Origin of the sequence: Streptomyces sp. NPDC032161, from assembly GCF_040636995.1 — a bacterium.
Taxonomy (GTDB): Bacteria; Actinomycetota; Actinomycetes; order Streptomycetales; family Streptomycetaceae; genus Streptomyces.
Map to the genome: position 1 here is coordinate 433,399 of NZ_JBEZVN010000001.1, position 18,447 is coordinate 451,845.

The 18,447-nt window shown below is 70.7% G+C and carries 17 protein-coding genes; all 17 read right to left on the reverse strand.

Annotated features, from left to right (window positions below):
- Positions 1 to 68: 68 nt before the first annotated feature.
- The 17 genes from AB0E67_RS01790 to AB0E67_RS01870 all read right to left on the reverse strand — a co-directional run bounded on the left by AB0E67_RS01790 (position 69) and on the right by AB0E67_RS01870 (position 18,396).
- Positions 69 to 884: a F0F1 ATP synthase subunit delta gene (locus tag AB0E67_RS01790; RefSeq protein ID WP_362019587.1), complete on the reverse strand. Its 816-nt coding sequence runs from the start codon at positions 882 to 884 to the stop codon at positions 69 to 71.
- Positions 881 to 1,435 (reverse strand): F0F1 ATP synthase subunit B, encoded by a 555-nt coding sequence (locus AB0E67_RS01795; protein ID WP_362019590.1) that lies wholly within the window; start codon positions 1,433 to 1,435, stop codon positions 881 to 883. Before AB0E67_RS01795 ends, AB0E67_RS01790 begins: the two co-directional genes overlap by 4 nt.
- A gap of 42 nt (positions 1,436 to 1,477) precedes the next feature.
- Positions 1,478 to 1,708, reverse strand: coding sequence for an ATP synthase F0 subunit C (gene atpE / locus AB0E67_RS01800; RefSeq protein ID WP_250967599.1), 231 nt, complete (start codon positions 1,706 to 1,708; stop codon positions 1,478 to 1,480).
- 73 nt (positions 1,709 to 1,781) lie between these two features.
- Positions 1,782 to 2,618: a F0F1 ATP synthase subunit A gene (atpB, locus tag AB0E67_RS01805; protein WP_351520212.1), complete on the reverse strand. Its 837-nt coding sequence runs from the start codon at positions 2,616 to 2,618 to the stop codon at positions 1,782 to 1,784.
- 210 nt (positions 2,619 to 2,828) lie between these two features.
- On the reverse strand, positions 2,829 to 3,266 hold the full coding sequence (locus AB0E67_RS01810) for a hypothetical protein (RefSeq protein ID WP_351520203.1): 438 nt from the start codon (positions 3,264 to 3,266) through the stop codon (positions 2,829 to 2,831).
- 261 nt (positions 3,267 to 3,527) lie between these two features.
- A complete protein-coding gene (locus AB0E67_RS01815; RefSeq protein ID WP_362019593.1) occupies positions 3,528 to 4,922 on the reverse strand; it encodes an MraY family glycosyltransferase in 1,395 nt (464 codons plus the stop codon).
- 165 nt (positions 4,923 to 5,087) lie between these two features.
- The gene (glyA, locus tag AB0E67_RS01820; RefSeq protein WP_362019596.1) at positions 5,088 to 6,428 is read right to left on the reverse strand and encodes a serine hydroxymethyltransferase; all 1,341 of its coding nucleotides are present in this window, start codon (positions 6,426 to 6,428) and stop codon (positions 5,088 to 5,090) included.
- A 226-nt stretch (positions 6,429 to 6,654) separates the two neighbouring features.
- The gene (locus AB0E67_RS01825; RefSeq protein WP_362019599.1) at positions 6,655 to 7,296 is read right to left on the reverse strand and encodes a protein-tyrosine-phosphatase; all 642 of its coding nucleotides are present in this window, start codon (positions 7,294 to 7,296) and stop codon (positions 6,655 to 6,657) included.
- A complete protein-coding gene (locus tag AB0E67_RS01830) occupies positions 7,293 to 7,940 on the reverse strand; it encodes an L-threonylcarbamoyladenylate synthase (RefSeq protein WP_073789185.1) in 648 nt (215 codons plus the stop codon). The genes AB0E67_RS01825 and AB0E67_RS01830 overlap by 4 nt, the downstream gene beginning before the upstream one ends.
- 97 nt (positions 7,941 to 8,037) lie before the next feature.
- Positions 8,038 to 8,883 carry a peptide chain release factor N(5)-glutamine methyltransferase gene (prmC, locus tag AB0E67_RS01835; protein WP_351520197.1) on the reverse strand — a complete coding sequence of 282 codons (846 nt, stop codon included), beginning with the start codon at positions 8,881 to 8,883 and terminating at the stop codon, positions 8,038 to 8,040.
- 85 nt (positions 8,884 to 8,968) lie between these two features.
- Positions 8,969 to 10,045 carry a peptide chain release factor 1 gene (gene prfA / locus AB0E67_RS01840; RefSeq protein ID WP_351520195.1) on the reverse strand — a complete coding sequence of 359 codons (1,077 nt, stop codon included), beginning with the start codon at positions 10,043 to 10,045 and terminating at the stop codon, positions 8,969 to 8,971.
- Positions 10,046 to 10,198: 153 nt separating this feature from the next.
- The gene (rpmE, locus tag AB0E67_RS01845) at positions 10,199 to 10,423 is read right to left on the reverse strand and encodes a 50S ribosomal protein L31 (protein ID WP_362019604.1); all 225 of its coding nucleotides are present in this window, start codon (positions 10,421 to 10,423) and stop codon (positions 10,199 to 10,201) included.
- 226 nt (positions 10,424 to 10,649) lie between these two features.
- Positions 10,650 to 11,753: an LCP family protein gene (locus AB0E67_RS01850; protein ID WP_362019607.1), complete on the reverse strand. Its 1,104-nt coding sequence runs from the start codon at positions 11,751 to 11,753 to the stop codon at positions 10,650 to 10,652.
- 445 nt (positions 11,754 to 12,198) lie between these two features.
- Entirely contained in the window at positions 12,199 to 14,202 is a 2,004-nt protein-coding gene (gene rho, locus AB0E67_RS01855; protein ID WP_362019610.1) for a transcription termination factor Rho, read from the reverse strand.
- Between the two features lie 412 nt (positions 14,203 to 14,614).
- Positions 14,615 to 15,532 carry a homoserine kinase gene (gene thrB / locus AB0E67_RS01860; RefSeq protein WP_351628989.1) on the reverse strand — a complete coding sequence of 306 codons (918 nt, stop codon included), beginning with the start codon at positions 15,530 to 15,532 and terminating at the stop codon, positions 14,615 to 14,617.
- Between the two features lie 455 nt (positions 15,533 to 15,987).
- Entirely contained in the window at positions 15,988 to 17,058 is a 1,071-nt protein-coding gene (gene thrC / locus AB0E67_RS01865) for a threonine synthase (protein WP_362019613.1), read from the reverse strand.
- Positions 17,059 to 17,064: 6 nt separating this feature from the next.
- Entirely contained in the window at positions 17,065 to 18,396 is a 1,332-nt protein-coding gene (locus AB0E67_RS01870) for a homoserine dehydrogenase (RefSeq protein WP_362019616.1), read from the reverse strand.
- Between the last annotated feature and the right edge of the window lie 51 nt (positions 18,397 to 18,447).

Genomic DNA, 18,447 nt, shown 5'->3' on the forward strand with positions numbered 1-18,447 from the left:
TTCTGCAGTTTCTGCACGGCCCAACCGGGCCGCTGGTCTTGCTCTGGTTCTTTTGCTGCGTCGGCTCGTCAGCTGGCCATGCGACGGCTCGCCTCTGCCAGGCGGTCCGCGATGGTGCCGTTGATGATCTCCTCACCGACCCGCACCTCGATCCCGCCGAGGACCTCGGGGTCCACGTCGAGGTTCAGGTGCATGGGCCGACCGTAGATCTTCGCCAGTGCCGCACCGAGACGCTGCTTCTGCCGGTCGCTGAGCGGCACCGCCGAGGTGACCACGGCGACCATGCGGTCCCGACGCTCCGCGGCGAGCTTGGAGAGGGACTCGAGTCCCGCTTCCAGGCTACGTCCACGCGGCTGGGTGACGAGGCGCGTGATCACGCGCTCGGTGGCCGGCCGGGTCCTGCCGCCGAGCAGGCTGCGCAGCAGCTGGCTCTTGGCGGTGGCGGACGCGGACCGGTCGGTGAGCGCGGCACGCAGTTCCTTGTCGGAGGCGACGATCCGGCCGAACCGGAACAGCTCGTCCTCGACGTCGTCGAGGTCTCCGCCGCGCTGAGCGGCGGTGAGGTCCGCGATGTTCGCCAGTTCCTCGACCGCGTCGACCAGGTCGCGCGACTGCGACCAGCGGGAGCGGACCATGCCGGAGACCAGGTCGACGGTCTCGCCGCCCACCTGACCGCTCAGCAGTCGTCCGACCAGCTCGGCCTTGGCCTCGCCGGCCTGCGACGGGTCGGTGAGGACCCGTCGCAGGGAGACCTCGCGCTGGAGCAGCGCCGTCACGGCGGCCAGCTCGTCGGCGAGCTTCGCCGCGTCGACCGACGTGCTGTCGGTCAGCGCGTCGAGACGCTCACGTGCCGCAGCCAGTGCCTCGCGGCTCGCGCCGTTCATCGGACGGCCTCGGCCTTCGCGTCGGCCTTCGCCTCGAGCTCGTCGAGGAAGCGGTCGACGGTGCCGCTCTGCCGGGCGTGGTCCTCCAGGGACTCCCCGACGAGCTTGCCGGCCAGTTCGACGGCGAGCGTGCCGACGTCCTGGCGCAGCGCCGCGGCCGCGGCCTTGCGGTCGGCCTCGATCTGGGCGTGTCCGGCAGCGATGATCTCCTCACGCTGCCGCTGGCCCTCGGCCCGCATCTCCTGCAGGATCACGGCGCCCTGCTCCTGCGCCTCCTGGCGCATACGAGCTGCTTCGTGGCGGGCCTCGGCGAGCTGAGCCTTGTACTGCTCGAGCACGCTCTGGGCCTCGGTCTGGGCCGCATCGGCCTTTTCGATACCGCCTTCGATGGCCTCGCGGCGCTCTTCCAGAACCTTGTTGATGTTCGGGAGGAGCTTCTTGGCGAGAAAACCGAAGACGATGAGGAAGGCGATGAGGCCGATGACGAGCTCAGGGATCGGCGGGACGAGCGGGTTCTCCGTCTCGGCCGCGAGCATAAGCATCTGGCTCACGTCATTGCCTTTCGTCTAGTGGACTAATCGTGGATCCGAAGATCACTGGCCGTAGACGAACGGCATGACCAGACCGATGAGGGCGAGCGCCTCGCAGAAGGCGAAGCCGAGGATCTGGTTGGCGCGGATCAGACCGGCCGCCTCGGGCTGACGGGCCAGGGCCTGGGTGCCGTTACCGAAGATGATGCCGACGCCGACGCCGGGACCGATGGCGGCGAGGCCGTAACCGATGGAGCCGAGGGAGCCGGTGACGGCAGCAAGGGTCTGGGACATGCCAGTTCTTCCTTCTCTTTCACGGACCGGTGGGGGTTGGCCACCGGACGACTAAGGGTCGGGTGCGGGAGGCTCAGTGGTGCTCGGCGAGCGCACCCTGGATGAAGGTGCAGGTCAGGAGCACGAAGACGTACGCCTGAAGTGCCTGGATGAAGAGCTCGAAGGCGGTCATCACGATGACCATCACGAAGGAGACGCCCGCGTAGGCGATCCCGATGCCGTTGAGCAGGTACCAGCTGGCGATCGTGAACAGCAGCAGCAGGGTGTGGCCTGCGAACATGTTCGCGAAGAGTCGCACTGCGTGGGTGAAGGGCCGGACCAGCAGGTTCGAGAAGAACTCGATGAGCATGGCCAACGGAAGCACCGGGCCGAGCGACTTGTCGTACCCGGTGAAGTTCTTGAAGGCGCCGACGAAACCGTGACGCTTGAAGGTCAGGCTGACCCACAGGATGTAGACGATCGCCGCCAGCACGATGGGGTAGGCGATGATCGACGTCACCGGGAACTGTGCCACCGGGATGATCGACCAGAGGTTCATCATCCAGACGAAGAAGAACAGCGAGACGATGAGCGGAACGTACTTCTCGCCCTCGCGCTTGCCCAGCGTCTCGTAGACGATGCCGCGACGGATGAAGTCGTAGCCGGCCTCGGCGACCATCTGCAGCTTGCCGGGAACGACCTTGGGCTTGCGGAAGGCGGCCCAGAAGAAGCCGACGACGATGATCGAGCCGAGCAGGGCCAGCAGCATCGGCTTGTTGAAGTACAGGTTGCTGTCCGCGTCGCCCCAGAGGGGCTCGAACAGGAACGAGTGCAAGCCGGGTGCCGGGAAACCACAACCATCGAAGATGTGGCAATCGGTCTCGAAGGCGAGCACCTGTGTCGGGTCAGCACTCACCGCGGGCTCCTTCAGCGTGGCGCATAGGTACGGCAACCTCGTTGTGTCGGCGCGGCGCGCAGCCGCGGTTCGGCACTGGACTGGTGTTACGGATGTGTGAGCGGCAGTCAGGCATTGAGCCTCGCGATCGAGCAGGCGTCAGCTCACATGCCCGCGCCCGCAATGCCGCAGTTGGAACCGGACGATAGCAGGGTCTTGAACCCACGCTTATCCCGCCCCTACCCTTCACGACTTCGACCCGGCGTTCTCGGGCTTCTCGCTCTTGTCGGACTCGGGTTCGACGTAGAGGATCTTGGCCTTCATGTGCGCACGCGCCTGTGCGCCGATCCACACCAGAGTCGCCGCGACCAGGGTGATCGCGAAGGACTTCGGATTGAACACCGTGGTGTTCTTGAATGCGGCGACGAAGATGAACAGCAGGAGAAGCTGAGCCGTGTAGAGCATCAGCCCCATCGCCTGGAAGAGCTGAGGCAGGGACCGGGCGGTCCGCTGCAGGACCACGAGTCCGATCCCCATGAAGAGGATCACCACGAGCGTCCCCACGACCGCGCCGAGGGCTCCCTTGCCGCCCGCGACAACGCCGCTGATCGCGGCGGCGACGGCGCCGGCGGCAGCGGTGGGTACGGCGGTCTGGAGGAGAGTCCGGGCGTCGTTGGACGGCATGGGGCAGCTCCGCTTGCAGGGGATGGGTCGGTGTGTCGTCATGGACGAGCGTAGGGCCCGGTCCGAGTCGACGACTCGGGCCGTCGGACCGTGGTACTCAAGTCCTTCAACTCCGTCACCGGGCCTAGTGAACGGTATCACAAACTATTTGATGAGGTCTTTACCAAGACCTGTGCTTGCCGTCACACATGAGAGTGAATTTGCGCATGTGAGCAAGACAACTCTATTCCTGACCTGGTATTACCCTCGATGACCGAATCGTCAGCGGGTCGAATCGGTCGCATCTCTGTCCGAAAAACGCGAACGAGCGCCGAGCGCGGTCGCCCCGTTGACGCCGGACACGCCCGTGGCGACGGTGGCGGGCCGCTCCTGGCCGCATCGGTCCGTCTCCCCCATCTGCCCTTCCGGGGGCCGCTGTTGGGCCTCCCCGGCCGCTGTGGCCGCTTCCTGCGGCGACTCCTCCGCGCGACCGCGTCGGTGTCGGCGGTAGCGGGGCGGCAGGAAGCGTTCCGCCCAGTACGGCGCCCGGGGCGTGAAGCGCGGCATCAGCAGCAGGACGAGGCCCAGCGCGCTCAGTCCCATGATCACCAGCACGATCCACAGGGACGCCGAATGCACGGAATAGCCGACCGCGCCGAAGGCGATCAGCGCCGACCAGAAATACATGATCAGCACGGACCGGCTGTGCGAATGACCGATCTCCAGCAGCCGGTGGTGCAGATGCCCGCGGTCCGCGGCGAACGGCGACTGGCCGTTCCAGGTGCGCCGCACGATCGCCAGCACCAGGTCCGCGGCCGGGATCGCGATGATGGTCAGCGGCAGCAGCAGCGGAATGAAGACCGGCAGCATCGCGTGGGTGGCCTCGCGCTCGCTGCCCGCGAAGAGCGTCATCGTGTCCGGGTCGACCTGACCGGTGACGGAGATCGCCCCGGCCGCCAGCACCAGCCCGATCAGCATCGATCCCGAGTCGCCCATGAAGACCCGGGCCGGGTGCATGTTGTGCGGCAGGAACCCCAGGCACATGCCCATCAGGATCACGGTGAACAGCGTCGCGGGGGCCGCCGCCTCGATCATGTGCCCGTACCAGAGCCGGTACGTGTACAGGAAGAACGCGGCCGAGGCGATGCACACCATGCCCGCCGCGAGCCCGTCCAGGCCGTCGACGAAGTTGACCGCGTTGATGGTGATGACGACCAGGGCGACCGTGAGCAGCGTGCCCTGCCACTGGGTGAGCGCGACCGTGCCGATGCCGGGGATCGGCAGCCACAGGATCGTCAGGCCCTGGAGCACCATCACGGCGGCGGCGATCATCTGGGCGCCCAGCTTGATCAGCGCGTCGATCTCGAACTTGTCGTCCAGGACACCGATCAGCCAGATCAGCGCCGCCCCGGAGAGCAGCGCCCGCGGCTCGTCGGACTGCTGGAAGACCCAGTCGAGGTTGTGGAGATGGGCCGCGACGATCAGGCCCGCGCACAGCCCGCCGAACATGGCGATGCCGCCGAGCCGCGGTGTCGGTTCCCGGTGCACGTCGCGCGCGCGGATAGCGGGCATCGCCCCGGCCGCGATGGCGAACTTGCGCACCGGGCCGGTCAGCAGATAGGTCACCGCAGCCGTGACGCAGAGCGTCAGCAGGTAATCACGCACGGGCTGCCCCACAGATCTCTACGGCCATCTCAGCCCACACCTTAGACGGTCCGGAAGGTCCGATTCCTGGTCCAGGACATCGCGGGCTCATGGTCGAGGACACCCGCGGACGGGCCGGTGGTTCCGCGTTCCGCCCCCGTCGCCGGGCCCGCCCGGGCCGGACCGGACGCCTCCCGGTCAGGCCGGACCGTCCGGTCCGGAGGGTCCGGAGGGTCCGGAGGGTCCGGGGCCGGCGGCCCGCGTGCCGGACGGGTACGGCGGGTGCGCGCGGGCCAGCTCCCGGACCTCCGTGCGGACGTCCGCCGCCGCGCCCTCCTCGCGCACCGCCGCCCCGAACAGGGCCGCCAGCCGTGCCATGTCTACGTCGTCCATGCCCTGGCTGGTCACCGCCGCCGTGCCGAGCCGGATACCGCGGGCATCCCCGTACGGGAGCGCGCAGACGTCCAGGACCAGGCCCGCCGCCGCGAGCCGGTCCCGGGCGAGCCGCCCGTCGACGCCCAGCGGCGCCGGGTCCGCGACGATCAGATGGGTGTCCGTGCCGCCCGTGGTGACCTCGAAGCCCTCGGCCTCCAGACCGGCGGCCAGCACCCGGGCGTGCACGACCACCCGGCGGGCGTACGCGGCGAACGCCGATGTGGCCGCCTCCCCGAACGCGACGGCCTTCGCGGCGATCGTGTGCATCTGCGCGCCGCCCTGGGTGAACGGGAACACCGCCCGGTCGATCCGCTCGGCCAGCTCCGCGCCGCACAGGATCATCCCGCCGCGCGGGCCGCGCAGCACCTTGTGCGTGGTCGCGCAGACCACGTCGGCGTACGGCACCGGGCTCGGCGCCGCTCCCCCGGCGATCAGCCCCATCGGGTGCGCGGCGTCGGCGATCAGATAGGCGCCCACCTCGTCGGCGATGTCCCGGAACAGTTCGTAGTCCGGGTGTCGGGGGTACGCGATCGAGCCGCTGACGATCGCCTTCGGGCGGTGAGCGCGGGCCAGGGCACGCACCTGCGCGTAGTCGATCAGGCCGCTCTCGGAATCCACCCCGTAGCCGACGAACTCGAACCAGCGGCCGGAGAAGTTGGCGGGCGAGCCGTGCGTGAGGTGGCCGCCGTACGGGAGCCCCATCGCGAGCACCGTGTCGCCGGGGCGCAGCAGGGCGGCGTAGGCGGCGAGGACGGCGGAGGACCCGGAGTGGGGCTGGACGTTGGCGTGTTCGGCGCCGAAGAGGGCGGTGGCGCGGTGGCGGGCGACGCGCTCGGCGGCGTCGGCGTGCTCGCAGCCGCCGTGGTGGCGGGCGTCGGGGTAGCCCTCGGCGTACTTGTTGGCGAGCGGTGAGCCGAGGGCGGCGAGGACCGCCGGGGAGGTGAAGTTCTCGGCGGCGATCAGCTGCAGGGTGCTCGACTGCCGGTCCAGCTCCGCGAGCAGCACGGCGGCGATCTCCGGGTCCTCCCGGAGCAGGGCGCCGAAGTCCTGCGGCAGGACCGCGTCGGCGGACGAGGGCTGTGCGGCGGGGGTGGTGACCGGCATCGAGGAGCTCCGGGCCTGGAGTGGGTGCGCTGGCGTCAGCTCCAATGTAGGCACGTCACGGGCCCTCCGCCCGCTGTGCGGCGCCGCCGTACACCCGCCCGACCCTCCGGCGCTTGTCCTCGCCTACGGCCGTCAGAGCGGCGCCCAGCGGCATACGGAATCAGGTGCGCACGGTGCGCACGGCTCCGCACGGCGGGGCGGTGCGCCGGGGTCGCCGGTGCGTGGGTCAGTGCGCGGCCGGTACGCCGGTCAGCGCGGTGACGACCGGCTCCAGGGCCTGGTTGATCTCGTCGCCGATGGACCGGAAGAACGTGATCGGGGCCCCGTACGGGTCGTTCACCTCGTCGGCCTCGGCGGTGGGCGCCAGCAGCCAGCCGCGCAGCGCGGCGGCGGCGCGCACCAGCGCACGGGCGCGCTCGACGACGCCCTCGCCGCGCGGGTCGGGCAGGGTGGCCGGATCTATGGCGCGGACCAGCCGGGTGAACTCCTTGAGCGTGAAGGTCCGCAGCCCGGCCGAGTGCCCCATCGAGATGACCTGCGCCCGGTGGTCGCGGGTGGCGGTGAGCACCAGGTCGGCGCGGATCACGTGCTCGTCCAGGAGTTCCCGGCCGACGAAGCCCGTGGGGTCGGCGCCGAAGTCGGCGAGGACGATCTCGGCGTTGGCCTCCATGGGGGCGCCTTCGTGGCCCCAGGTGCCCGCGCTCTCCACGATCAGCCCGCCCAGCAGCGGATCGCCGAGGCGGTCCACCAGGGCGTGCCGGGTCAGCCGCTCGGTGATCGGCGAGCGGCAGACGTTGCCGGTGCTGACGTGGAGGATGCGGAAAGTGTCGGCCCGCCCCGCTATGCCACGCCCCTCAGGGGCGGTCAATTCGCCACCTCGAGGTCGGGTACCACCTTGCGGAGTTCCTCGACGGAGACCGCGCCGGCCCGCAGCAGTACGGGGACCTTGCTGGTCACGTCGACGATCGACGACGGCACGATGCCGGGTGTCGGTCCCCCGTCGAGGTAGACGGAGACGGAGTCGCCGAGCATCTCCTGGGCGGCGTCGCAGTTCTCGGGGGCGGGGTGGCCGGTGAGATTGGCGCTGGAGACGGCCATCGGGCCGAACTCGGTGAGCAGCTCGATGGCGACGGGGTGCAGCGGCATCCGGATGGCGACGGTGCCGCGGGTGTCCCCGAGGTCCCACTGCAACGACGGCTGGTGCCGGGCGACGAGCGTCAGGGCGCCCGGCCAGAAGGCGTCGACGAGCTCCCACGCCTGCTCGGAGAAGTCGGTGACCAGGCCGTGCAGCGTGTTCGGGGAGCCGATCAGCACGGGGGTGGGCATGTTGCGCCCGCGGCCCTTGGCGGCGAGCAGATCGGCGACGCCCTCGGAACTGAAGGCGTCCGCGCCGACGCCGTACACGGTGTCGGTGGGCAGCACGACCAGTTCGCCGCGGCGGACGGCCGACACGGCCTCGCGCAGCCCCGTCGTACGGTCGGTCGCGTCGTTGCAGTCGTATCGCCGTGCCATCAGCCGGCCTCCTCAAGCATGTACGGATATGGCGGGTGCGGGGCGTGCGTGCGGGCGCCGCCGGTCGCGGCCCGGCCCCGGGTGCGGGTGGCGCCGGTCACGGCATGGCCTTGCGGGCGGTGGCGAAGCGCGGACGGTTGTTGAGGTCGGGGTGGTCGGCCGCGTCGGCCCAGCCGCGCTCCTCGGCGAAGATCCACGGCACCTGACCGCCCTGGGTGTCGGCGTGCTCGACGACGACGAGGCCCCCCGGGCGCAGCAGGCGGTGCGCGGTGCGTTCGATGCCGCGGATGGTGTCGAGGCCGTCCTCGCCGGAGAACAGGGCCATCTCCGGGTCGTGGTCGCGGGCCTCGGGGGCCACGTACTCCCATTCGGTGAGCGGGATGTACGGCGGGTTGGAGATGACCAGGTCGACCTGGCCGTCGAGTTCGGGGAGGGCGGTGAGGGCGTCGCCGTGGTGGACGGTCACCCTGGACCCCTCGGCGTTCTTCCGGGTCCACTTGAGGGCGTCGTCGGAGAGCTCCACGGCGTGCACCCGGGAACGCGGCACCTCCTGGGCGATGGCCAGGGCGATGGCGCCCGAGCCGCTGCACAGGTCGACGACGGTCGGCTCGACGACGTCCATCGCGCGCACGGCGTCTATCGCCCAGCCGACGACGGACTCGGTCTCCGGGCGGGGGACGAAGACGCCGGGCCCGACCTGGAGCTCCAGGTAGCGGAAGAAGGCGCGGCCGGTGATGTGCTGGAGCGGTTCGCGGGCCTCGCGGCGGGCGATCGCCTCCCAGTAGCGGGCGTCGAAGTCCGCGTCCGGCACACGGTGCAACTCGCCCCGCTTGACGCCGTGCACGAAGGCGGCGAGCTCCTCCGCGTCGAATCTCGGTGAGGGCACACCGGCGTCGGCCAGCCGCTGGGTGGCCTGAGCCACCTCGGCGAGCAGCAGGTTCATCGCGGTACTCCGTACGGGGTCACGGGCGGGACGGGCTTTGCTGGGGTCGGCCGACGCGTCGGGAGGTCGACGTGTGCGGCCGGTCCTATGCTGCGGCGAGCTTCGCGGCGGAGTCGGCGTCGACACACGCCTGGATCACCGCGTCCAGGTCGCCGTCGAGCACCTGGTCCAGGTTGTACGCCTTGAAGCCGACGCGGTGGTCCGAGATCCGGTTCTCCGGGAAGTTGTACGTGCGGATCTTCTCGGAGCGGTCGACGGTGCGGACCTGGCTACGGCGCGCGTCGGCGGCCTCGGCCTCGGCCTTCTCCTGGGCGGCGGCCAGCAGGCGCGAGCGCAGGATGCGCATGGCCTGTTCCTTGTTCTGGAGCTGGCTCTTCTCGTTCTGGCAGGAGGCGACGACACCGGTCGGCAGGTGCGTGATGCGGACCGCGGAGTCCGTGGTGTTGACGGACTGGCCGCCGGGTCCGGAGGAGCGGTAGACGTCGATGCGCAGGTCGTTGGCGTGGATCTCGATGTCGACCTCCTCGGCCTCGGGGGTGACGAGCACCCCGGCGGCGGAGGTGTGGATGCGGCCCTGGGACTCGGTGGAGGGCACGCGCTGCACACGGTGCACGCCGCCCTCGTACTTCAGACGGGCCCAGACGCCCTGGCCGGGCTCGGTGGCGCCGTTGCCGCCCTTGGTCTTCACCGCGACCTGGACGTCCTTGTAGCCGCCGAGCTCGGACTCGGTGGAGTCGATGATCTCGGTCTTCCAGCCGACGCGCTCGGCATAGCGCAGGTACATCCGCAGCAGGTCACCGGCGAACAGGGCGGACTCGTCACCCCCGGCGCCGGCCTTGATCTCCAGGAGCACGTCCTTGTCGTCGCTGGGGTCGCGCGGGACCAGCAGGAGGCGGAGCTTCTCGGTGAGCTCCTCGCGCTGCTGCTCCAGCTCCTTGACCTCGGCGGCGAAGTCGGGGTCGTCGGCGGCCAGTTCGCGGGCCGTCTCGATGTCGTCGCCGGCCTGCTTCCAGGAGCGGTACGTGGCGACGATCGGAGTCAACTCGGCGTAGCGCTTGTTCAGCTTGCGCGCGTTGGCCTGGTCGGCGTGGACCGCCGGGTCCGCGAGCTTCTTCTCCAGATCGGTCTGCTCACCGATCAGTTCCTCGACGGCCTCGAACATCTTCGGGCTCCTGGTTCCTTCACTCGGACGTGCCTGCTGGACGGCGTGCCGCCGTCCGGGCGGGGGTACGGGGACGTGTCGTACCCCGAGCCGGAAAAACGCCGGTCTCGGCGCCCCCGGGAAGAGGGCGCCGAGAACCGGCGCAGTGGCTCGCTACTTGCTGGCGGAGCCGGCAGCCTTGCCGAAGCGGGCCTCGAAGCGGGCCACACGGCCACCGGTGTCGAGGATCTTCTGCTTGCCCGTGTAGAACGGGTGGCACTCGGAGCAGACTTCGGCGCGGATGGTGCCGCCGTCGATGGTGCTCCGGGTGGTGAACGACGCGCCGCAGGTGCAGCTGACCTGCGTCTCGACGTACGCGGGGTGGATGTCGCGCTTCAAGGGATTCTCCTAGGTTCGGGAGGGCACCGGGTCGGACGCACGGGATGCGTGTCCGTGAACCGGGGCCGACGGTCCAGTCTGCCAGGACCGGCCGCATCTCCCAAAACCGGGGGCGGCCCGCACCTATTCCCGGGCCCGGTCCCGCATCGGGGACGCGACCGCGCGCCACCGACCGTCACACCGCATCACGAGGCGTCACCGGTTCCGGCCCGCGGCGCGGCCGGGGTCAGCGCACGACGTCGCCCGCGGTCCCCTTGTCACCGGCCGACTTCTCGGTGGCCGAGGCCGGGATCGGCCTGTCGCCCTTGAGCGCGTCCCAGACCTGCCGGGCGGACTCCTCCAGCGGTACGACGCGGTTCGGGTCGGCCGGGTCGTACTGGACGGGCAGGGTCACCATGTGGACGTTCTCCGCGCCGAGCCCCTTGAGGCCGTTCGCGAAGGAAGCCAGTTCCTTGACCGATCCCAGGTCGGAGTCGGTCGTGACGGCCTTGGTGGCGGCGTCCGCGAGGTCGTACAGCTTCGTCGGGCTGGAGAACACCCCGACGCTCCTGACCTGTTCCATCAGCGCCTTGATGAACGCCTGCTGGAGCTGGATGCGGCCGAGGTCGCTGCCGTCGCCGACGCTCTTGCGGGTGCGGACGAGCCCCAGCGACTGCTCGCCGTTCAGCACGTGGGTGCCGGGAGGAAGGTCGAGATGGCTCTTGGGGTCGTGGATCGCCGTGGTCGTGGTGATCTTCACGCCGCCCAGCTCGTCGATGAGCTTCTTGAACCCGGTGAAGTCGACTTCCAGGTAGTGGTCCATGCGGATGCCGGACATGGCCTCGACGGTCTTGACCGCGCAGGCCGGCCCGCCGACCTCGTACGCCGTGTTGAACATCGCGCGCCGCTCGCCCGCGACGAGCCGCCCGGTGGTGTCGCCGACGCAGTCGGGGCGGGTGACGAGGGTGTCACGCGGGATGGAGACGACGGAGGCCCTCCGGTGGCCCTTGTCGATGTGCAGGACCATCGCGGTGTCGGAACGGGCCGTGCCCTCGTCGGTGCCGTACGCGGCGTTCGCGCCGGAGCGGGAGTCGGAGCCGAGCACGAGGATGTCCTGGGAGCCGTTGTCGACGTTGTCGGGGCGGTCCTTGCCGAGCGCCGCGTTGATGTCGACGGCCTTGAGGTTGCCGTTGAGGTCGAAGTAGGCCAGGGCGAGCCCGCCTCCGCCGAGGGCCACGGCCCCCACCAGGGTCCAGGCGGCGATCACCGCCGTCCGGTGGCGGCGGGAAGGCTTCTTGCGGCGTCTGCCGGTGGCGCGTATTCGGATGCCGCTCCCGTTCTGCCCGCTCATCCTTCTCCTTCTGTTCCCGGCTCCTCGCGGCCACCCCCGGCAGCGGTGCGTGCGCACTGGTTCTTTCCGCTGTGACGACTTGTCGCCACTTCACGCGACTCGTACGACGTCGCGGTACTTCGTACGACGTCGCGGCATGAAGAAGGGTTGCACAGCGGTTCGTCACATCCGCGTGAGGAACAAGTCGGCACAAAGGCCGCGACCCACGTCGGCGAACAGTCGGTGATCCGGCGCTCACCTGCGGTTTCTTGCTCGGTACAGCCATCGTCGCGAACCGAGCCGTCAGGTCCGTCGTGTGGCGAAGGTCTCGGATCGACCGAAAGGGCCGGATCGCGCGCGGAGCGACGCACCGCGCGCGATCCGCGCGGGCGCAGGAAACAGGGCCGCCCCCGTCACCTCGGCGGTGACGGGGGCGGCCCTGTGAGCCTGCCGGTACGGTACGACGTCAGTCGTTGCCGTTGCCCGGAGCGGGCGTCGTCTTCTGGATCTGGAGCAGGAACTCCGCGTTGGACTGGGTCTTCTTCATCCGGTCCAGGAGGAGCTCGATCGCCTGCTGCTGGTCGAGCGCGTGCAGCACCCGGCGCAGCTTCCAGACGATGGCCAACTCCTCGCCGCCGAGCAGGATCTCCTCCTTGCGGGTGCTGGACGCGTCGACGTCCACCGCCGGGAAGATGCGCTTGTCCGAGAGCTTCCGGTCGAGCTTGAGCTCCATGTTGCCGGTGCCCTTGAACTCCTCGAAGATCACCTCGTCCATGCGCGAGCCGGTCTCGACGAGCGCGGTGGCCAGGATGGTCAGCGAACCGCCGTCCTCGATGTTGCGCGCGGCGCCGAAGAAGCGCTTCGGCGGGTACAGCGCGGTCGAGTCGACACCACCGGACAGGATGCGTCCGGAGGCGGGGGCCGCGAGGTTGTAGGCGCGGCCGAGGCGGGTGATGGAGTCCAGCAGCACGACCACGTCGTGACCCAGTTCGACGAGACGCTTGGCGCGCTCGATGGCCAGCTCGGCGACGGTGGTGTGGTCCTCGGCCGGGCGGTCGAAGGTCGAGGAGATGACCTCGCCCTTCACCGACCGCTGCATGTCGGTGACCTCTTCCGGACGCTCGTCGACCAGGACGACCATCAGGTGGCACTCGGGGCTGTTGACGGTGATCGCGTTCGCGATCGCCTGCAGGATCATGGTCTTGCCGGTCTTCGGCGGGGCCACGATCAGCCCGCGCTGGCCCTTGCCGATCGGCGCGACCAGGTCGATGATCCGCGTCGTCAGGACGTTGGAGTCGGTCTCCAGGCGGAGCCGGTCCTGCGGGTAGAGCGGGGTCAGCTTCTGGAACTCCGGTCGGCCGCGGCCGGTTTCGGGCGCCATGCCGTTCACCGAGTCGAGGCGGACCAGCGCGTTGAACTTCTCGCGCCGCTCGCCGTCCTTGGGCTGCCGCACCGCGCCGGTGACGTGGTCGCCCTTGCGCAGACCGTTCTTGCGGACCTGGGCGAGCGAGACGTACACGTCGTTCGGGCCGGGCAGGTAGCCGGAGGTCCGGATGAACGCGTAGTTGTCGAGGATGTCCAGGATGCCCGCGACGGGGATCAGGACGTCGTCCTCGGAGACCTGGACCTCGCCCGCGAAGTCGTCGCGGCCGCGGCGGCCACGACGGTCGCGGTAGCGGCCCCGACGGCCGCGGCGGCCGCCCGCCTCGTCGTCGTATCCGTCGTCCTGCTGGCCGCCCTGGCGCTGCTGGCGCTGGCCGCCCTGCTGTCCCTGGCCACCGCCCTGCCCCTGGTCGTCGCCCTTGCCGCGGCGGTCGCGCTGCCGGTCGCGGCGGTCCCCGCGCTCCTGGCGGTCGCCCCGCTCGCCGCGCTGGCCGCGGTCCTGTCGCTCGCCCCGACGGCCCTCGGCCGTGTCGGCGGCGGCCTCGGCGCGGTCCTCGTTCTTCGGCTCGGCGCTCTTGGGCTCGGCCTGCGTCTGGGCCTTGGCCTCGACGGCCGGCTTGCTCTCCGCCTTGGGCTCCGGGCTGCCCGCCTGCGCGGTGGCACGGCGCCGACGGCGCTCGCCGGCGGGCTGCTCGTCGCTGGCCGGCTGACCGGGGATGTCGATCTGCTGCTGGGCGGCGGCGGCCTTCTCGGCGGGCGCGGCGTCCTCGCCGGTGCGGGCCTTGGACGTGGCACGGCGCTTCGGCTTGGTCTCGGCGTCGGCGGCGGGCGCGGCGGCCTTGGGCGCGGCGGCGGCTGCCTGCGCCTCCTTGATGACCTCGATCAGCTGGCCCTTGCGCATCCGCGCGGTGCCCTTGATGCCGAGGCCGGACGCGACCTGCTGCAGCTCGGCCAGGACCATGCCCTCAAGGCCGGTGCCGGAGCGGCGGCGCCGTGTGGTGGTGCCAGTGGCAGCACCTTCGGCGGGCGCGGCGCTGTCGACGCTCTTGTCGGCAGTCACGCCCATCAGATCGGTGGTGTCGCTCACGAAGGGTCCTTCCCTGGAGCGGACGTCGGCCTTCTGGCTCGGCGACCGGTTGTGCTGTCCGGCTGCGGTCTCTTCTGCTTGCGGACCGTGCCGGGGCGGTGGTCCGCCGGGGTACGGCGGAAAAATGAAGGTGTGCGGGGGTCCGGCGCGGGCATCCCCCTGCTCGGCCCACTCCTGGACGAGCGAGGGGTGTGTCGTGCCGGTTCCGGAGCGTGCACGAAACTGCTCAGGCAGGCTGCTCAGGCAGTTTGGGGAGGCTCCCGGAGAAAAGGTGGTCCCGGAAAGGGACACGGAGCAACGCGCCTCATGGACGTCGATTGCAGACTTGAGGTTAACACTACCGGCTCCAACAAACATTCCCCCTCTCACTCACCGGCAATCACTTCTCGGCCACCCGGCCCTCACCTCGCGGCTACGGGGCGAGCGGAAGCACACTCGCGCCAGGGGCGTCGAGCGTGAGCCGATTGGCGGCCCAGCCCTCGCCCGCCAGCCGTGCGACCTTGTCGGCCGCACCGTCCTCGACCAGTGCGAGCACGGTCGGCCCGGCACCGGAGATGACCGCGGGCACGCCGTCGGCGCGCAGCCGGTGCACGAGTTCCGCGCTCTGCGGCATCGCCGGGGCGCGGTACTCCTGGTGCAGCCGGTCCTCGGTGGCGGTGAACAGCAGCTCGGGGCGCCTGGTCAGCGCCTCGACGAGCAGCGCGGCACGCCCGGCGTTGAAGGCGGCGTCGATGTGCGGGACCGTGCGCGGCAGCAGTCCGCGGGCGGTCTCGGTCAGCACCGGCCGGTCGGGGACGAAAACCACCGGAACGATGGAATCCGCGGGATCCATCCTGATCGCGTGGGCCGATCCGCCGTCCGTCCACGCGAGGGTGAAACCGCCGAGCAGGCAGGCCGCGACATTGTCCGGGTGTCCCTCGATCTCGGTGGCGAGATCGAGCAGCGCGGCGTCGTCGAGCCGGGTGTCGCCGCCGGTCGTCACCGCGCGGGCGGCGACGATGCCGGCGCAGATGGCCGCCGAGGAGGAGCCGAGGCCGCGCCCGTGCGGGATGCGGTTGGCGCAGACGATCTCCAGGCCGCGCGGCTGCCCGCCGAGCAGGTCGAAGGCCGTGCGCAGGGAGCGCACGAGGAGGTGCCTCTCGTCGCGCGGCAGGGTCTCGGCGCCCTCGCCCGCGATGTCGATGTGCAGTCCGGAGTCGGCCACGCGGACGACGACGTCGTCGTACAGCCCCAGCGAGAGGCCGAAGGCGTCGAAACCCGGGCCCAGGTTGGCGCTGGTCGCGGGGACGCGCACCCGGACGGCGGCGGCTCGGAAGGCGGGACCGGCCATCGGTTGGACGACTCTCCTTGTGAGGCGGCGGGGGTGGTGAAGCGATTTCTCGGCGACGGCGGATGTCGTGGCGGCGGGGAGTGGGTTCCGGGGAGTGGGTTCCGGGAGACCGACGGCCACAACGACCCCTGCACCGCGGCATATGCGGCGGGCGGGTCGACTACAGCTTATCGAAGGAAGGTTCTGTGGCGACATAGGGCGCACAGGAGGCGCACGATGCGTGTCGCCCGTCTCCTGCGCGCTCTCGCCCTCGGAAAGGGACGGTTGGGCCGAATTCCCTCCCTGCGGCGACCGGCCCTCGCGCCGACGGCGCCCCGTACCGGGCCGCGCTCCCGTCCCTGGTGACCGTCGACCGGCCCGGCCGGAGGGGGCCGGCCGGTACGGGCGGGAGCGGCCGGGAGGCGGACCGACGGCCGGGGGAACGGGCCGGGCCCGTCGACCACCCGGTCACGGCACTAGGCGAGGCCCAGCTTCTCGGCGGCGGTGGCCGCGTCGACCGGAACCGTGACGGGCTGCGGGGCGCCGGCGACGGCCCAGTCGGGGTCCTTGAGGCCGTTGCCGGTGACCGTGCAGACGATCTTCTGGCCGGGGTCGACCTTGCCCTGCTCCGCGGCCTTCAGCAGACCGGCGACCGACGCGGCCGAGGCGGGCTCCACGAAGACGCCTTCCCGGGAGGCCAACAGCCGGTACGCGGACAGAATCTGGCGGTCCGTCACCTCATCGATGAAACCACCCGATTCGTCCCGGGCGTTCAGCGCGAACTGCCAGGAGGCGGGGTTGCCGATCCGGATCGCGGTGGCGACGGTCGACGGGTCCTTGACGACCTCGCCGCGGACGATGGGCGCGGAACCCGACGCCTGGAAGCCCCACATGCGCGGGGTGTGCGAGGCCATGCCGTCCGCGGCGTACTCCTTGTAGCCCTTCCAGTACGCGGTGATGTTGCCCGCGTTGCCGACCGGGAGGACGTGGATGTCGGGAGCGTCGCCGAGGGCGTCGACGATCTCGAACGCGGCGGTCTTCTGACCCTCGATGCGGACCGGGTTGACCGAATTGACCAGCGCCACCGGGTAGTTGTCCGAAAGCGAGCGGGCCAGCGTCAGGCAGTCGTCGAAATTGCCGTCCACCTGGAGGATCTTGGCGCCGTGCACCAGCGCCTGCCCCATCTTGCCGAGCGCGATCTTGCCCTGCGGTACGAGAACGGCGCAGACCATGCCGGCCCGGACCGCGTACGCGGCGGCGGAGGCGGAGGTGTTTCCGGTGGAGGCGCAGATGACGGCACGCGCGCCCTCCTCCTTGGCGCGGGTGATCGCCATCGTCATCCCGCGGTCCTTGAACGAACCGGTGGGGTTGGCGCCCTCGACCTTGAGGTGTACCTCGCAGCCCGTGCGCTCGGAGAGGACCTGGGCGGGAACGAGCGGCGTGCCGCCCTCACGAAGCGTGACGACCGGCGTCGTGTCCGTGACCGGGAGCCGGTCCCGGTACTCCTCGATGATGCCGCGCCACTGGTGGGTGCCCTTGCTGGTCATGGGTCCTTACTCCCCTTCAACACGCATGATGCTGGCGACACCGCGCACGGTGTCGAGCTTGCGCAGCGCCTCGACGGTCGCCGAGAGGGCGGCGTCGGGCGCGCGGTGGGTGACGACGACGAGGGACGCCTCGCCGCCGTCCTGTGCGGCGGCGGCCGCGTCGACGCCGCTCGCGCTCCTGCCCTGCTGGCGGACGGTGTCGATCGACACGCCCTGCTCGGCGAAGACCGTCGCGACCTGGGCGAGCACGCCCGGCCGGTCGGCCACGTCGAGGCTGATGTGGTACCGCGTGACGACGTCGCCCATCGGGCTGACCGGCAGCCGCGTGTAGGCGGACTCGCCGGGGCCGGTGGTCTCGCCCAGCTTGTTGCGGCAGACCGCGACCAGGTCGCCGAGGACCGCGGACGCGGTCGGCGAGCCGCCCGCGCCGGGGCCGTAGAACATGAGCTGCCCGGCCGCCTCGGCCTCGATGAAGACCGCGTTGTACGCCTCACGGACGGAGGCCAGGGGGTGGCTCAGCGGGATCATCGCGGGGTGCACCCGCGCGGTGACGGAGTTCCCGTCGGCGGCGCGCTCGCAGATCGCGAGGAGCTTGACGGTGCAGCCCATGCGGCGGGCGGAGGCCATGTCGGCGGCCGTGACCTCGGTGATGCCCTCGCGGTGCACGTCACCGATCCTGACCCGAGTGTGGAAGGCGATACCGGCCAGGATCGCGGCCTTGGCGGCGGCGTCGAAGCCCTCCACGTCGGCGGTCGGATCGGCCTCCGCGTAGCCGAGCGCGGTGGCCTCGTCGAGCGCCTCGGAGTATCCGGCGCCACTGGTGTCCATCCGGTCGAGGATGAAGTTGGTGGTGCCGTTCACGATGCCGAGGACCCGGTTCACCTTGTCGCCCGCGAGGGACTCGCGCAGCGGCCGCACCAGCGGGATCGCCCCGGCCACGGCGGCCTCGTAGTAGAGGTCCCTGCCATGCTTCTCGGCGGCGGCGTGCAGGGCCGCGCCGTCCTCGGCCAGCAGCGCCTTGTTCGCGGAGACGACGCTCGCCCCGTGCTCGAAGGCGGTGGTGATGAGCGTACGGGCAGGCTCGATGCCCCCGATGACCTCGATGACGACGTCGATGTCGCCCCGTTTGACCAGGGCCGTCGCATCGGTGGTGATCAGTGCGGGGTCGATGCCCTCGCGCACCCTGGAAGGACGGCGGACGGCGACACCGGCGAGCTCGACCGGCGCGCCGATGCGCGCGGCGAGGTCTTCGGCGTGCGTCGTCATGAGGCGCGCCACCTCTGAGCCGACCACTCCACAGCCCAGCAGCGCCACCTTCAGCGGACGCGTACGCATCATCCGACCTCGATTCCTCAACCTCTGATATCTGGACCAGTCTCACTCAACGGA

Bases quoted from the DNA above. Each gene is read 5' to 3' on its own strand.
- AB0E67_RS01790 (WP_362019587.1), bottom strand. From the start codon at position 884: ATGAACGGCGCGAGCCGCGAGGCACTGGCTGCGGCACGTGAGCGTCTC.
- atpE (WP_250967599.1), bottom strand. From the start codon at position 1,708: ATGTCCCAGACCCTTGCTGCCGTCACCGGCTCCCTCGGCTCCATCGGT.
- AB0E67_RS01810 (WP_351520203.1), bottom strand. From the start codon at position 3,266: ATGCCGTCCAACGACGCCCGGACTCTCCTCCAGACCGCCGTACCCACC.
- glyA (WP_362019596.1), bottom strand. From the start codon at position 6,428: ATGCCGGTCACCACCCCCGCCGCACAGCCCTCGTCCGCCGACGCGGTC.
- AB0E67_RS01830 (WP_073789185.1), bottom strand. From the start codon at position 7,940: ATGGCACGGCGATACGACTGCAACGACGCGACCGACCGTACGACGGGG.
- prmC (WP_351520197.1), bottom strand. From the start codon at position 8,883: ATGAACCTGCTGCTCGCCGAGGTGGCTCAGGCCACCCAGCGGCTGGCC.
- prfA (WP_351520195.1), bottom strand. From the start codon at position 10,045: ATGTTCGAGGCCGTCGAGGAACTGATCGGTGAGCAGACCGATCTGGAG.
- AB0E67_RS01850 (WP_362019607.1), bottom strand. From the start codon at position 11,753: ATGAGCGGGCAGAACGGGAGCGGCATCCGAATACGCGCCACCGGCAGA.
- thrB (WP_351628989.1), bottom strand. From the start codon at position 15,532: ATGGCCGGTCCCGCCTTCCGAGCCGCCGCCGTCCGGGTGCGCGTCCCC.
- thrC (WP_362019613.1), bottom strand. From the start codon at position 17,058: ATGACCAGCAAGGGCACCCACCAGTGGCGCGGCATCATCGAGGAGTAC.
- AB0E67_RS01870 (WP_362019616.1), bottom strand. From the start codon at position 18,396: ATGATGCGTACGCGTCCGCTGAAGGTGGCGCTGCTGGGCTGTGGAGTG.